The organism is Lacisediminihabitans sp. FW035 (assembly GCF_054880895.1).
In genome coordinates this window covers 1,777,993-1,791,265 of record NZ_CM142187.1, presented here as the reverse complement: position 1 = coordinate 1,791,265, position 13,273 = coordinate 1,777,993, and the positions used below count along the sequence as shown (strand labels likewise).

The following is a 13,273-nucleotide window of genomic DNA, read 5'->3' as shown; positions in this document are numbered from 1 at the left end:
AGGGGACGCCCCGCCAGCCTCAGCCGCGAGTTTGGGCGATGCGCCCGAGAAGCCCGTTCACGAATCCGGCCGAGTCCTCGGTACTGAGCGACTTCGCCGCCTCGACGGCTTCGGAGATGGCCACGCTGTCGGGGATCTCGTCGTTGAAGAGCAGCTCCCAGATGCCGATCCGTACGATCGCGCGGTCGGTGACGGGCATCCGGTTGATGGTCCAGCCCTGCGCGTAGGTCTCGATGAGCTCGTCGATCTCGTCGCCGTGCTCGCCGATCCCTTCGACGATGGTGCGGGCATAGACCCAGGAGTTCCAGCGGTCGGGTTCGCTCTTCGCTCGATCGGCTTCGAGGGCGATCGCCGCGTTCAGTGAGATCTCGCGCAGGTCGGCACCGTACAACAGGTCGATCGCGCGCTTACGGGCCTTGGTTCGCGCACCCAATTTATTCGACTCCCACTAGTTGACGCGACCGAGGTAGCTGCCGTCGCGAGTGTCGACCTTGACCTTCGTGCCCTGCTCGAGGAACAGCGGGACCTGGATCTGGTAGCCGGTCTCGACGGTGGCGGGCTTCGTGCCGCCGGTCGAGCGGTCGCCCTGGAGGCCGGGCTCGGTGTAGGTGATCTCGAGGGTGACGGATGCCGGAAGCTCCACATACAGCGGGTCGCCGTTGTGCAGGGCGATGGTCACGTTCTGGTTCTCGAGCATGAAGTTGGCGGCATCCCCGACCTGCGGTGCCGTGAGGGTGATTTGGTCGTAGTTTCCGACGTCCATGAACACATAGTTCTCGCCATCGGCGTACAGGTACTGGAACTCGGAGCGGTCGACGGTCTCGGTCTCGATCTTCGCGCCGGCGTTGAACGTGCGGTCCACGACCTTGCCGCTCATGACGTTCTTGACCTTGGTGCGCACGAACGCGCCGCCCTTGCCCGGCTTCACGTGCTGGAAGTCGATCACGGTCCAGAGCTGGCCGTCCATGTTGAGAACGACGCCGTTCCTGATGTCAGCGGTAGAGGCCATGACTGTAAATCCGTTCTGAGAGAGTCGTCCGTCGAGTAGCGACCGAGGAACGAGGCCGCGTGTCGAGGCGACCGCGTTACGAAACCAGCTAGTCAGTCTATCGTCTACCCGAGTTTGCGGTTGATCGCGTCGAGGGCGAGGAGGTAGGAGTCGAATCCGAACCCGGCGATCACCCCGGTCGCCACGGCCGAGATCACGCTGGTGTGACGGAATTCCTCGCGGGCATGGGGATTCGAGAGGTGGACCTCCACGAGGATCAGGCCAGCCTTCGTGACGAGGGCGGCAGCATCCCGCAAGGCGTAGGAATAGTGCGTGAACGCGGCCGGATTGAGGATGACGGGACTCGCTGTGTCCACCGCCTCATAGAGCCATCCGATCAGCTCGGCTTCGTCGTTCGTCTGGCGCAGGTCGATGGCGTGGCCGGGAGGCGCTTCTCGGTCCAGCGCGGCACGGAGGTCATCGAGGGTGCCGCTGCCGTAGACATCCGGCTCCCGGCTTCCGAGTCGTCCGAGATTCGGACCGTTGAGAACGAGGATGCTGACCATGGCGTCGAGCCTAGCGGTCACCCTTCAGTGCTCGGGCGGCCCCGGCAGTCGCGCCGGCGACGCCTGGTGAGGCCAGAGCGGAGATCCCTCGGCGGATGCAGCGTGTCGGGAGCCTGTAGCGGCGTGTCTTCCCCGGCATCCGCCGTCAGCCGCACGCCCGCAGGACAGAATGAGGCCATGGGATTTGAAGCAGACGGTTTCTCGACTTCTTTCGGAGTCATCTTCGGGATCGTCACGGCGGTGGTGGTCATCGGGATCGTCATCAGCATCGCCGTGGCCATCCGCAATGCAGCGCGTGTGCGCAATTCGGGCCACGATCCCCTGACGCTGCAGAGCGACCTCGCGGTGAAGCTGCTCGACAGTGAGGCGCTCGCCCCGGCGAAGTCACTCGAGAGTCGCCTGCTCGAATTGGATGCGCTGCTCGCGAAAGGCACGATCTCGAAAGAAGAGCATGCCGCGGCCCGCGCGCGCCTGCTGGGCAGCTGACCGCGACGTCGAGCTGGCCGAGGGCCGGTTGCTCTCGCCGGGCCATCGCGGACAATCCGGGCCGGCACGCCTGCCCGGGCAGTCCGCAATCGCCCGTAGTGTGTGCGGCCGCTCGCTGCGACCTACGAGCCGATCTCCTGGTACGCCGCGAAGAGCAGGCTCTCGTCGGGTCCGGTGAGCACGGTCGGCTTGCCGATGTCGTCGAGCACGATGAAGCGCAGCAGTGCTCCCCGGGCCTTCTTGTCGCGCTTCATCACCGAGAGCAGCGTCTGCCAGCGGCCGGCGGGGTACGAGATCGGAAGTTGCAGCGAGGTGAGGATGCTGCGGTGCCGATCGACGACGGCATCCGGCAGTCGCCCGGTGAGCCGAGCAAGCTCCGCGGCGTAGACCATGCCGATCGCGACGGCGGCCCCGTGGCGCCACTGGAATCGCTCCGCGTATTCCACCGCGTGGCCGAGGGTGTGCCCGTAGTTGAGGATCTCCCGCAGGCCGTTCTCCTTGAAGTCCTCTCCCACGACACGCGCCTTGAGGCCGACCGAGAGCTCCACCATCCGACGGAACTCGTCGGAGGAGGAGTTGGTGGCGACATCCACGTCCCGTTCGATGATGTCGAGGATCTCGGGTTCACCGATGAAGCCGCACTTCACCACCTCGCCGAATCCGGCGAGGATCTCCATCTGGCTGAGGCCTTCGAGCGTATCGAGGTCCACAACGACGCCGGCCGGGGCGTGGAACGCGCCGACGAGATTCTTGCCCTCGTTGGTGTTGATGCCGGTCTTGCCGCCGATCGACGCATCCACCATTCCGAGCAGAGTCGTCGGCACATTGATCAGACGGATGCCGCGCAGCCAGGTCGCCGCGACGAAGCCCGCGAGGTCGGTGACCGCTCCCCCGCCGAAGCCGATCACCACGTCGGTACGGGTGAAGTCGGACTGGCCCATCACCTGCCAGCAGAAGGCCGCGACCTCCACGCGCTTGCCGGTCTCCGCATCCGGGATCTCGGCGAGGAGCACCTCGAAGTCGGCGCTCAGCGCCTCGCGCAGGCGTTCAGCGCGCGCGCCGAGAGTGGCAGGGTGCACGATGAGCACCTTCCGCGCATTCTGTCCGATCAATGCCGGCAGGGCGGAGAGGATGTCGCGACCGATGGTGATCTCGTAGGAGTCGACCCCCGGCACGACGATGGTGGTCACACTCATGGTGATTTCTCTTCGCTCTCTTCGGGGCTGTCGCCGGTGATCCAGCTCGCGATCTCGGCCGCGATCTGGTCGATCGGGCGGTGGGAGGTGTCCCAGGTGCGGGTGGCGAGGCGCTCGTAGATCTCCCGGCGGGAGGCGACGAGTTCCGACCAGGTGTCGATGCCGGTGATGAGGGGACGTCCCGTGCCGAGGATGCGGGCGGCGACCGCATCCGGGCTCACCGTGATGAGCGCGACGCGATGGTCGAGCAGATCGCCCTGGGTCACCGGATCGATGATGGCTCCGCCGCCGAGCGCGACGACCGCCCGCTCGCCGAGGGCCTTCGCCACCTCGGCGCGCTCGAGGGCACGGTAGTGCTTCTCCCCGTGTTCGCTGAAGATCTGGGCGATCGGCCCGTGGCCGGCGACGATCCGACGGTCGGTGTCCACGAACGGGGCCCCGAGGATGCGGGCGATCCTCTTGCCGAGACGTGTCTTGCCTGCCGCGGGCGGGCCGATCAATACCAGGTACGGTCGGCCGGGTTCGGGGGTGCGATCGATCACGAGCCGAGCAGGAGGTCGGATTCCGGGGCGGTCGCGAGATTCTGCGGAATCGCGGTGAGGTAACCGTCCAGATTGCGTTTCGTCTCCGTGACCGAGTCTCCGCCGAACTTTTCGAGCACCGCATTCGCGAGCACGAGTGCGACCATGGCTTCCGCGACGACACCGGCGGCGGGCACCGCGCAGACATCCGAACGCTGGTGGTGCGCCTCGCCGGCCGCAGAGGTGGCGATGTCGACGGTGCGGAGGGCATGCGGCACTGTGGAGATCGGCTTCATCGCCGCCCTCACGCGCAGCACCGTTCCCGTGCTCATGCCGCCCTCCGTGCCTCCGGCACGGTCGCTCGAGCGCGTGATGCCGTCGGCTGTCTGAAAGAGTTCGTCGTGAGCCTGGGACCCGCGCCGGGCAGCGGTGAGGAAACCGTCGCCGAGTTCGACCCCCTTGATGGCCTGGATGCCCATGAGCGCGGCCGCGAGCTGCGAGTCGAGCCGCCGGTCCCAGTGAGTGTACGAACCGAGCCCCGGAGGCAAACCGTAGGCGAGCACCTCGACTACTCCCCCCAGCGTGTCCCCATCTTCGTGGGCGGCATCCACCTCGGCCACCATGAGGACGGAGGTCGCCGCGTCGAAGCAGCGAAGCGGGTCGGCATCGAGCGCTGCGACATCCGCGATTCCGGGCAGCGCGGATCCCTCGGGGACCCGCGTCGCTCCGATCGAGAGCGTGTGGGACACGAGCTGGATGCCCAGCTCAGCAAGGAAGGACCGGGCGACGGCGCCCAGCGCGACCCGTGCCGCGGTCTCCCGGGCACTCGCGCGCTCGAGCACGTTACGGGATTCATCGAAACCGTACTTCTGCATGCCGACGAGGTCGGCGTGACCCGGTCGAGGGCGGGTGAGCGGGGCTCCACGACCCTTGGGCAGCGACTCGAGATCCACCGGTTCCGCACTCATCACGTCGACCCAGCGCGGCCACTCCGTGTTGCCGATGCGAAGTGCGACCGGGCTGCCCATCGACAGGCCGAAGCGGACCCCGCCACTGATCGTGAGAGCGTCCTGCTCGAACTTCTGGCGCGCCCCGCGGCCGTAGCCGAGCGTACGACGGTGCAGGTCTTCCTGGATGGCCGCCATCGAGATAGGGACTCCCGCCGGGAGACCCTCGAGGATCGCGATCAGTTCGGGACCGTGCGATTCCCCTGCGGTCAACCATCGAAGCATAAGAGAATTCTCCCACAGCGGCGAAGGCGCCCCGTCGCCCGCGACGGCGAGGTCACAACCCGACGGACTCCCGCATCGCCGCGAGTACGATCTCTTCGCGCGGGAGGATGCGATCCGCCCGGCCGCCCACGAAGATCCGCACCTGCAGAAGCGCCTGGTTCACGAGCATCTCGATGCCCGGGATCACCCGGCCACCGGCCTCGAGCCAGCTCTCCGCGAGGGGGGAGGGCCAGGGATCGTAGGCCACATCGAAGAGCACCGCGGATGCCCGGGTCGAGCTCTCGAAGCGGTAGCTATGGTCCGCGCCCCCCGGCAACGTGCTGATCACGGCCTCGGGAACGATGCCGTCGTCGATGCCGTCCGGTCGCGCCGCGTGCACATCGATACCGAGTTGCTCGCCGAGGTCGAACAGCGCCACCAGTTTTGGCGCGGAGCGGGCGGAGACCACGACCCGCCGTGCCCCGAGCTGGGCGACAGCGACGAGCGCGGATGCCGCGGTCGCGCCCGCTCCCAGCATCCGCACGCTATCGAGGCGATCGACTCCCGCGCCACGGAACGCTTCGACGATGCCGAAGACATCGGTGTTGAAGCCGTGAAGTCCCGGGCCGTCGGCCGCTTCCGGGAACAGGACGGTGTTCGCTCCCCCGGTGAGGGTGGCCAAGGGGTCCGCGACAGCGAGGAGCGGCATCACGTCGCGCTTGAGCGGCATCGTGAGCGACAGTCCGCGCCATTCCGGCCCCCGCGAAGCGATGTACGCGGCGAGGCCCGACGATTTCATCTCGACGGCCTCGTACTGCCAGTCCAGTCCGAGCACGCCGTACGCGGCGCGGTGAAGCGCCGGAGACTGGGAGTGTGCGATCGGGGACCCGAGCACGGCGAGCCTCGTCAATCGCATCCACCGGGGTTGGCCTTCAGCCACGCGCCGAGTTGCGCATTGGCGGCCTGATGCTGCGCGAAGGTATCGGAGAAGGCGGTCTCCCCGGTGGAGCAGTTCACGACCACGAAGTACAACCAGCTGCCGTCGGTGGGATGCAGGGTGGCATCGATCGCCTTGTCGCCGGGGTTGGAGATGGGGCCGACGGGAAGCCCCGGGTTGGCGTAGGTGTTGTACGGGTTGCTCTTGTCGGCGCGCTGGGCCGGTGTGGTCTCGATACTCGTCGATCCGGCACCGTACGCCACCGTGGCATCCGACTGCAGGTTCATGCCCTTCGCGATGCGGTTGTCCCAGACTCTCGCGACCTTCGGGAAGTCGGCGACGGGACCGCCCTCTTTCTGGGTGAGCGCGGCCAGGGTGAGCACCCGGTGTCGATCCGCCGGCGCGACGCCCGCGGCATCCAGTCGCTTGAACATCTCGGTCACGAAGACCTGCAGTATCTGGTGGGCTGTCTGACCGGGCTCCAGAATGTACGTCGCCGGGAACAGGTAGCCCTCGAGGCTCGGGGCCTCGGCGGGAAGCCCGAAGGACTTGTAGTCCGCGGCGGCGGCCTCCAGTTGCGCCTGGGTGACGCCGGTGCTCTCACTGAGATTCGCGAGTCTGGAGATGACGCCCTTGACCGTGATGCCCTCGGGGAACGAGACCCGGGTCGACACCTTGTTTGCCGGATCCGCGAGGGCGGCGAGTGCGGCCTTCGCGCTCATGTGGCTCTTGAGCTGGTAGCTGCCGGGGATGAACGTCACCGGTGGCTGCTGCACGAGCAGCAGTTTGTAGAACGCGGTCGAGGTCTTGGTGACCCCCTTCGCGGCGAGGGTCTTCGCGACGTCCTCGCCGATCTGCCCGTTTTCGATCGTCACTACGACCTTCCCGGTGCCGGCGCCGGTGTAGTCGATGGGCGGCTCGATTCCGAGCACCTTCTGGATCTGGGGCTGGAAGTTGAACCACACGGCCGTCGATACGACGCCAAGCACCACCACTATCGAAAGGAGCACCCAGAGCCAGGCCAGGCTGCGGCGAGGCTTCTTGCGGCGAGGGAGGCCGTTTTCATCGACCCGGTCCGATCGGGCGATCTTCGAGCGCTCCGGGCGCGAAGGGCGCTCGGCTAGCGTCCGCTCACGGCTCGCGCGACGACTCGGTGTCGCCTGCTCACGAGCCTCACGGCGACTGCGCGGCGCGGAGGTGGCGGGGGTCGATTCGGGCGTCTCCGCACCGGTGGGGGGTTGCGACGAAAAGATGTCGTCCCAGCTTGGCTCATCGGCCACGGTTATCGTCCTTCGTGCGGGACGACGACCGCTCCCGGCAGGCGTCCGCCGGTGCGCTCGGCGTCGAGGGCATGTTGCAAAATTATCACGGCCGCCACCTGGTCGATCACGGGCCGGGATTTGCGCGAGTTTCTGCCGGCAGACTGCAGGGCGCGGGTCGCAGACACCGTCGAGAGCCGCTCGTCCACCATCCGCACGGGGATGTCGCCCGCCTCGGCCACCCGCCGGGCGAAGTCCCGAGCGTCCTCGGTCGAGGCCGAATCGCCTCCGGACAGTGCGAGGGGCAGCCCGATCACAATCTCGACCGCAGCCCGATCGACGGCCTCGACCATGATGGCAGCGACGTCACCCTCCCCCCTCGGCACCGTGCTCACGGGAGTCGCGAGCATGCCGTGTGGGTCGCTCGAGGCGAGGCCGATGCGCACTTTGCCCACATCGATGCCGAGGCGCACGCCCGGTCGCACCGCTACCTCGGGAGCCCGGCCGAAATGGCATCGAGGGCGGTCGGGATCGCTGCCAAATTCGAGCCGCCACCCTGCGCGAGATCGTCCTTGCCACCTCCGCCGCCCCCGAGGATGCCCGCCGCGATCTTCGCCAGCGCACCCGCCTTTGCGCCGAGCGCGCGTGACGCCTCGTTGGTCGCGACGATGACCGCGGGCTTGCCAGCGACATCCGCGGCGAGGGCGACAACGGCCGCCTCGCTGCCGAGCCGACCGCGCACGGTGGTGACGAGAAGGCGGAGGTCGTCGGAGGACGACAGAGCGCCGACGTTCGCGACGAGGGCCAGGACTGCTCCGACGCGCGTCGCGTCGGCGACCAGAGAAGGCACACGCTCGGTGAGCGCGGCCTGCTCGAACTCGGCGATCCGCTTCTCCGCGGTCTTGAGGCTGGACAGCAGCTCGGAGATACGAGTGGACACCTGGTCGCGAGGCGTCTTGAGAGTCGATGTCAGCTCGTTGACGATTGCACGCTCCGTCGCGAGATCGCGGAACGCCTCGCGCCCGACCAGGGACTCTATACGGCGGTTGCTCGACCCGACAGAGGCCTCGCTGATCACGTTGATGAGCCCGATCTCTGCGCTGCGACCGACGTGGGTACCGGCACACAGTTCGAGGGACCACGGTCCACCGATTTCCACGACGCGCACCTCCTCGCCGTACTTCTCGCCGAAGAGGGCCATGGCCCCGAGTGCACGAGCTTCGTCGAGAGGCAGGATACGCGTCGTCACCTCGAGATTCTGGCGCACGGCATCATTCGCGATGTCCTCGATCTCGCTGCGCGTCTCGAGTGAGAGCGGTTTACTCCAGTTGAAGTCGAGGCGCATGTAGCCCGCGCGGTTGTCCGACCCGGCCTGGTGGGCATCCGGGCCGAGAACCTCGCGGAGGGCAGCGTGGATCAGATGAGTGGCGGAATGCGCCTGGGTCGCGCCGCGGCGGTAGTCGCGGTCGACGACGCTGGTGGCCGCCGCTCCGACGCCGACCTCCCCGCTGCGCACCTGCACCCGGTGGCTCACGAGCCCCTTCACGGGGCGCTGGACATCGAGTACCTCGAGGTCGAAACCGTTGCCGACGATGCTGCCGGCATCCGCTTCCTGGCCGCCGGACTCCGGGTAGAGGGAGGTCTCGGCGAGGATCACCTCTGCGATGTCCCCGGCCACAGCCTTGGTCACCGAGATGCCGTCGACGATGAGACCGAGGATGCTCGTCTCGGTGTCGAGGTGGTCATAGCCGGTGAAGACGGTCTCGCCCTGCGCGCGGAAGGCGCTGTAGACGGAGAGGTCTGCGAGCAGGGTCTTCTTGGCCTTGGCATCCGCCTTCGCCATCGTGCGCTGCTCGAGCATGAGCGCGTCGAAGGCATCGCGGTCCACGCTGAGGCCGGCCTCCTCCGCCATCTCCAGCGTGAGGTCGATCGGGAATCCGAAGGTGTCGTGGAGGAGGAATGCGGTGTCGCCGGCGAGCTGCTTCGATCCGGAGCCCTGCGTCTTCGTGACCGCGAGATCGAGGATGCTCGTGCCGCTGGCCAGGGTGCGCAGGAAGGTCTCTTCCTCAGCGGTCGCGAGGTTGCGGATGCGGTCGTAGTCGGTCTCGACCTCCGGGTACGCCGCTTTCATCGCATCCCGCGACGCCGAGAAGAGCTCCGTGAAGGTGGGGGCATCGACGCCGAGCAGTCGCATCGACCGCACCGTACGGCGAAGCAGGCGTCGCAGGATGTAGCCGCGACCCTCGTTCGACGGCGTGATGCCGTCGGACATCAGCATGAGAGCCGAACGCACGTGATCCGCAACGATTCGCATGCGCACATCGTCGTCGTGCACCGCGCCGTAGCGCCGACCCGAAAGCGCCGATGCGAGGTCGAGCACCGGGCGCACCTGGTCGATCTCGTACATGTTCTCGACGCCCTGCTTGAGGAAGGCGACGCGCTCGAGGCCCATACCGGTGTCGATGTTCTTCTTGGGGAGGTCGCCGAGGATCTCGAAGTTCTTTCCCGATCCCGGCCCGCGCAGGTACTGCATGAAGACGAGATTCCAGATCTCCACATAGCGGTCGTCGTCCGTGGCCGGACCGCCGTCGGCGCCATAGGCGGGACCGCGGTCGAAGAAGATCTCCGAGCAGGGTCCTGCCGGCCCCGGTTGGCCGGTCGACCAGTAGTTCGTATCCATGTCGAGGCGCTGGATGCGCTCCTCGGGTAGACCGGCGATCTTCCGCCAGAGGTCGAACGCCTCGTCGTCGTCTTTGTAGACCGTGACCCAGAGGTCCTTCTCCTGGAAGCCGTAGCCGCCGTCCGATTCAGAACTGGTCAGGAGGTCCCAGGCGTAGGTGATCGCCTGTTCCTTGAAGTAGTCGCCGAAGGAGAAGTTGCCGTTCATCTGGAAGAAGGTGCCGTGACGGGGGGTCTTGCCCACCTCTTCTATGTCGAGGGTTCGGATGCACTTCTGCACGCTCGTCGCCCGCGGATACGGCGCCGGAACTAGGCCGGTGAGATAGGGCACGAAGGGCACCATGCCCGCGACCGTGAACAGCAGGGTGGGGTCGTCGCTCACGAGGGAGGCGGAGGGAACTACGGTGTGGCCGCGCTCGGCGAAGAAGTCGAGCCAGCGGCCACGGATGTCAGCGGTCTGCATGGTGTCCTGAGGTCATGGCGCACCGATCCGGCCCGCCGAGGGTGGTAAGAGGAGGTGGTCAGCGCGTGGTCAGGTCGGAGAGCGCGTCTCCGGCTTCGCCGACCGCGGCACGGAGCTCTGCTTCGCGTTCCTTGTACCCGTCGACGACCGCACTCGAGAACTCGTGGGCCCGGCTGTCGACGTCTTCGAAGAACCGCTTGCCCTCGGGGGTCTTATTGATCTGGTGGGCGGCGACGAATCCGAGTCCGACGCCGACGATGAGCCAGAGGATGTTCTTCATGGGTGCTCCCTAAGGTGATGTCGGATGGTGCGGCGCTGCAACTGGGTCAAGTTTACTTCGCGCGGGATTTGGGCTTCAGTGCACCGAGCGCGACCTTCACGGCAGCCGAGAAACCGGCGAGCTTGATCAGTGGTCCGCCGACCGTCGCTGCCGTCAGTGCGATCAGGGAACTCACGTTGCCGGTCGCCTCCGCGACACCCTTGGTGATGGTGTCCACGCGGGCGAGTTGCTTGTTGGTCTCGGAAATGGTCGTGGTCGCCTCCTCGAGCAGGGGCGTGACGTTGTTTCCGAGCTCGCGGATGGCGGTTCCGGCCTCGTCGAATACCCGTCCGAGTTTGATCAAAGGAAGAGCAAGGAAGCCGACGAGTACCGCGAAGACTCCTGCGGCGATCAGTCCGGCGATGTCACCACCAGTCATGAATTGCACCAATCGATCGGGGTTAAGCAGAAGGAGCGGACCATCCGAAGATGATCCGCTCCCACAATACCGGTGGTCGAGTAGGGCGCTCAGCGCCCGTATCGAGACTAGCGAGCCGCGTAGTACTCCACGACGAGCTGGACTTCACAGGTCACGGGGACCTCGGCGCGCTTCGGGCGACGCACGAGGCGGGCCTGCAGCTTGTCGATTTCGACCTCGAGGTACGGCGGCGTCTTCGGAAGCACATCGACGTGTCCGCCGGCAGCGGCGACCTGGAACGGCTCCATGCCCTCGCTCTTGGCGTGCACGTGGATGAGCTGTCCCGGCTTGACGCGGAACGACGGGCGGTCGACACGCTGGCCGTCGACCAGGATGTGACGGTGCACGATCATCTGGCGGGCCTGGGCCGTCGTGCGAGCGATGGCCGCACGCACGATGAGCGCGTCGAGACGCATCTCGAGCTGCTCGACCAGGTTCTCACCGGTCAGGCCGGCTGCACGACGTGCCTCTTCGAACTGGATCTTGAGCTGGGCCTCGCGGATGCCGTACTGGGCACGCAGGCGCTGCTTCTCGCGGAGACGGACGGCGTAGTCGCTGTCGGTCTTGCGCTTGGTGCGACCGTGCTCCCCCGGAGGGTACGGGCGCTTCTCGAGGTACTTGGCGGCCTTCGGCGTGAGCGGGATGCCCAACGCACGCGACAGGCGCGTCTTGCTGCGGGTACGTGACTGGGTAGACACGGATTCCTTTCGATTCTCTTCGCCCCCACGAGGCGGACATGCGCCGTGAAGGCCCGTGCGTGAGCGCGGACAGATTGGGAAGAGGGGTTCGGCCCGGGATTACTCCCCAGGGCCACAGAGCATCCTAACAGAAGGCCGGATGCTGGTCGAGTAGGGCGCGCAGCCCCCGTGTCGAGACCCCGGCCGTCACTCCCCGCGGATGATGCGGCGCAACTTCTCGAGGCGCGCCTTCACATCCCGCTCGTTGCCGTGGTCCGTCGGCCGGTAGTACTGCGTCGAGAGCAGTTCGTCGGGCAGGTACTGCTGCTCGACCACCCCGAGATCGGAGTCGTGCGAGTACTTGTAGCCCTTGCCGTGACCGAGCTTCTTGGCGCCGGCGTAGTGCGCGTCCCGCAGGTGCTTGGGTACCCGGCCGATCTTGCCGGCGCGCACGTCGGCGATCGCGGCATCCAGGGCCATGTACGCGGCGTTGGACTTGGGCGCGGTCGCGAGGTAGACCACGGCTTCGGCCAGTGGGATGCGCCCCTCGGGCATTCCGACGTACTGCACCGCATCGGCTGCCGCCACTGCGATGAGCAGGGCCTGCGGGTCGGCGATACCGATGTCCTCCGCGGCGCTGATCATCACCCGCCGGGAGATGAATCGCGGATCTTCCCCCGCCTCGATCATGCGGGCGAGATAGTGCAGGGCGGCATCGACATCAGAGCCACGGATCGACTTGATGAAGGCACTGATCACGTCGTAGTGCTCGTCGCCATTGCGGTCGTATCGAAGAAGAGCCCGGTCGACGGCCATGGCCACGATGTCGGCTGTCACGACCGGCTTCTCGTCGTCCTCCGCCGTCGACGATGCCGAGAGGGCTGCTGCCTCGAGGGCGGTGAGGGCGCGACGGGCGTCTCCCGACGCAAGGCGGATGATCAGTGCCCGCGCTTCGTCCTCCAGCACGACCTTGTCGGCGAGACCGCGTGGATCGACCACTGCCCGGTCGACAAGAGTCGCGAGGTCCTCGTCGCTGAGCACCTCGAGGGTCAGCAACAGCGAACGGGACAGCAATGGGGAGATCACCGAGAAGGAGGGATTCTCTGTGGTGGCCGCGACGAGGATCACCCACCCGTTCTCGACGCCGGGCAGAAGGGCATCCTGCTGGGCCTTCGTGAATCGATGGATCTCGTCGAGGAACAGCACCGTTGAGACCCCGTACAGGTCCCGCGAAGACATGGCCTGCTCCATGACCTCGCGTACGTCCTTCACTCCAGCGTTGACGGCGGAGAGCTCGACGAACTTGCGCCCCGAGGAGTGGGCGATGGCCTGGGCAAGGGTGGTCTTGCCCGTGCCGGGCGGCCCCCAGAGGATCACGGAGGTCGCGCCCTGCTCCCCCGTCTTGTCGGACGCGAGGCTCACGAGCGGCGAGCCGGGGGTGAGCAGATGGCGCTGGCCGGCGACCTCGTCGAGGCTGCGCGGTCGCATTCGCACGGCGAGGGGGGTCGCGCCCGCGCGCAGTCCGATCCGAGCATCCACCATGAACGCAATGG

Annotated in this window: 15 protein-coding genes; 1 reads left to right on the top strand and 14 read right to left on the bottom strand. The window is 66.9% G+C overall.

The genetic code is table 11. From position 1 onward, the window contains the following. Positions 1-19: 19 nt before the first annotated feature. The 3 genes from nusB to ACVXZ4_RS08615 form a co-directional block, all read right to left on the bottom strand. Positions 20-433, bottom strand: coding sequence for a transcription antitermination factor NusB (gene nusB, locus ACVXZ4_RS08625; RefSeq protein WP_461797805.1), 414 nt, complete (start codon positions 431-433; stop codon positions 20-22). A 15-nt stretch (positions 434-448) separates the two neighbouring features. Next, on the bottom strand, positions 449-1,009 hold the full coding sequence (efp, locus tag ACVXZ4_RS08620; RefSeq protein WP_185200668.1) for an elongation factor P: 561 nt from the start codon (positions 1,007-1,009) through the stop codon (positions 449-451). A gap of 104 nt (positions 1,010-1,113) precedes the next feature. Next, positions 1,114-1,554: a type II 3-dehydroquinate dehydratase gene (locus ACVXZ4_RS08615; protein ID WP_461797804.1), complete on the bottom strand. Its 441-nt coding sequence runs from the start codon at positions 1,552-1,554 to the stop codon at positions 1,114-1,116. A 177-nt stretch (positions 1,555-1,731) separates the two neighbouring features. Here ACVXZ4_RS08615 and ACVXZ4_RS08610 point away from each other — a divergent pair, with 177 nt between their 5' ends. Beyond that, on the top strand, positions 1,732-2,040 hold the full coding sequence (locus tag ACVXZ4_RS08610) for an SHOCT domain-containing protein (protein ID WP_461797803.1): 309 nt from the start codon (positions 1,732-1,734) through the stop codon (positions 2,038-2,040). Between the two features lie 122 nt (positions 2,041-2,162). Here the strand turns inward: ACVXZ4_RS08610 and aroB are convergent, their stop codons facing one another. The 11 genes from aroB to ACVXZ4_RS08555 form a co-directional block, all read right to left on the bottom strand. Further along, a complete protein-coding gene (aroB, locus tag ACVXZ4_RS08605; RefSeq protein WP_461797802.1) occupies positions 2,163-3,236 on the bottom strand; it encodes a 3-dehydroquinate synthase in 1,074 nt (357 codons plus the stop codon). Beyond that, positions 3,233-3,778, bottom strand: coding sequence for a shikimate kinase (locus tag ACVXZ4_RS08600; RefSeq protein WP_461797801.1), 546 nt, complete (start codon positions 3,776-3,778; stop codon positions 3,233-3,235). The genes aroB and ACVXZ4_RS08600 overlap by 4 nt, the downstream gene beginning before the upstream one ends. Further along, entirely contained in the window at positions 3,775-4,989 is a 1,215-nt protein-coding gene (aroC, locus tag ACVXZ4_RS08595) for a chorismate synthase (RefSeq protein ID WP_461797800.1), read from the bottom strand. The genes ACVXZ4_RS08600 and aroC overlap by 4 nt, the downstream gene beginning before the upstream one ends. Before the next feature lie 52 nt (positions 4,990-5,041). After that, on the bottom strand, positions 5,042-5,884 hold the full coding sequence (locus ACVXZ4_RS08590) for a shikimate dehydrogenase family protein (protein ID WP_461797799.1): 843 nt from the start codon (positions 5,882-5,884) through the stop codon (positions 5,042-5,044). Then, positions 5,875-7,185, bottom strand: coding sequence for an endolytic transglycosylase MltG (mltG, locus tag ACVXZ4_RS08585; RefSeq protein WP_461797798.1), 1,311 nt, complete (start codon positions 7,183-7,185; stop codon positions 5,875-5,877). Before mltG ends, ACVXZ4_RS08590 begins: the two co-directional genes overlap by 10 nt. A gap of 2 nt (positions 7,186-7,187) precedes the next feature. Next, entirely contained in the window at positions 7,188-7,649 is a 462-nt protein-coding gene (ruvX, locus tag ACVXZ4_RS08580) for a Holliday junction resolvase RuvX (RefSeq protein WP_461797797.1), read from the bottom strand. A 2-nt stretch (positions 7,650-7,651) separates the two neighbouring features. Next, positions 7,652-10,306, bottom strand: coding sequence for an alanine--tRNA ligase (gene alaS, locus ACVXZ4_RS08575; protein WP_461797796.1), 2,655 nt, complete (start codon positions 10,304-10,306; stop codon positions 7,652-7,654). Between the two features lie 58 nt (positions 10,307-10,364). Continuing rightward, entirely contained in the window at positions 10,365-10,586 is a 222-nt protein-coding gene (locus tag ACVXZ4_RS08570; protein WP_461797795.1) for a hypothetical protein, read from the bottom strand. Positions 10,587-10,638: 52 nt separating this feature from the next. Beyond that, the gene (locus ACVXZ4_RS08565; RefSeq protein ID WP_461797794.1) at positions 10,639-11,004 is read right to left on the bottom strand and encodes a DUF948 domain-containing protein; all 366 of its coding nucleotides are present in this window, start codon (positions 11,002-11,004) and stop codon (positions 10,639-10,641) included. Positions 11,005-11,111: 107 nt separating this feature from the next. Further along, positions 11,112-11,741, bottom strand: coding sequence for a 30S ribosomal protein S4 (rpsD, locus tag ACVXZ4_RS08560; protein ID WP_185200678.1), 630 nt, complete (start codon positions 11,739-11,741; stop codon positions 11,112-11,114). Positions 11,742-11,927: 186 nt separating this feature from the next. Then, positions 11,928-13,262, bottom strand: coding sequence for a replication-associated recombination protein A (locus tag ACVXZ4_RS08555; RefSeq protein WP_461797793.1), 1,335 nt, complete (start codon positions 13,260-13,262; stop codon positions 11,928-11,930). Between the last annotated feature and the right edge of the window lie 11 nt (positions 13,263-13,273).

Coding starts and splice junctions, on each gene's coding strand:
- ACVXZ4_RS08615 (WP_461797804.1), bottom strand. CDS start 1,554: ATGGTCAGCATCCTCGTTCTCAACGGTCCGAATCTCGGACGACTCGGA.
- ACVXZ4_RS08555 (WP_461797793.1), bottom strand. CDS start 13,262: ATGGTGGATGCTCGGATCGGACTGCGCGCGGGCGCGACCCCCCTCGCC.
- ACVXZ4_RS08570 (WP_461797795.1), bottom strand. CDS start 10,586: ATGAAGAACATCCTCTGGCTCATCGTCGGCGTCGGACTCGGATTCGTC.
- ACVXZ4_RS08610 (WP_461797803.1), top strand. CDS start 1,732: ATGGGATTTGAAGCAGACGGTTTCTCGACTTCTTTCGGAGTCATCTTC.
- alaS (WP_461797796.1), bottom strand. CDS start 10,306: ATGCAGACCGCTGACATCCGTGGCCGCTGGCTCGACTTCTTCGCCGAG.
- aroC (WP_461797800.1), bottom strand. CDS start 4,989: ATGCTTCGATGGTTGACCGCAGGGGAATCGCACGGTCCCGAACTGATC.
- aroB (WP_461797802.1), bottom strand. CDS start 3,236: ATGAGTGTGACCACCATCGTCGTGCCGGGGGTCGACTCCTACGAGATC.
- ACVXZ4_RS08565 (WP_461797794.1), bottom strand. CDS start 11,004: ATGACTGGTGGTGACATCGCCGGACTGATCGCCGCAGGAGTCTTCGCG.
- ACVXZ4_RS08590 (WP_461797799.1), bottom strand. CDS start 5,884: ATGCGATTGACGAGGCTCGCCGTGCTCGGGTCCCCGATCGCACACTCC.
- efp (WP_185200668.1), bottom strand. CDS start 1,009: ATGGCCTCTACCGCTGACATCAGGAACGGCGTCGTTCTCAACATGGAC.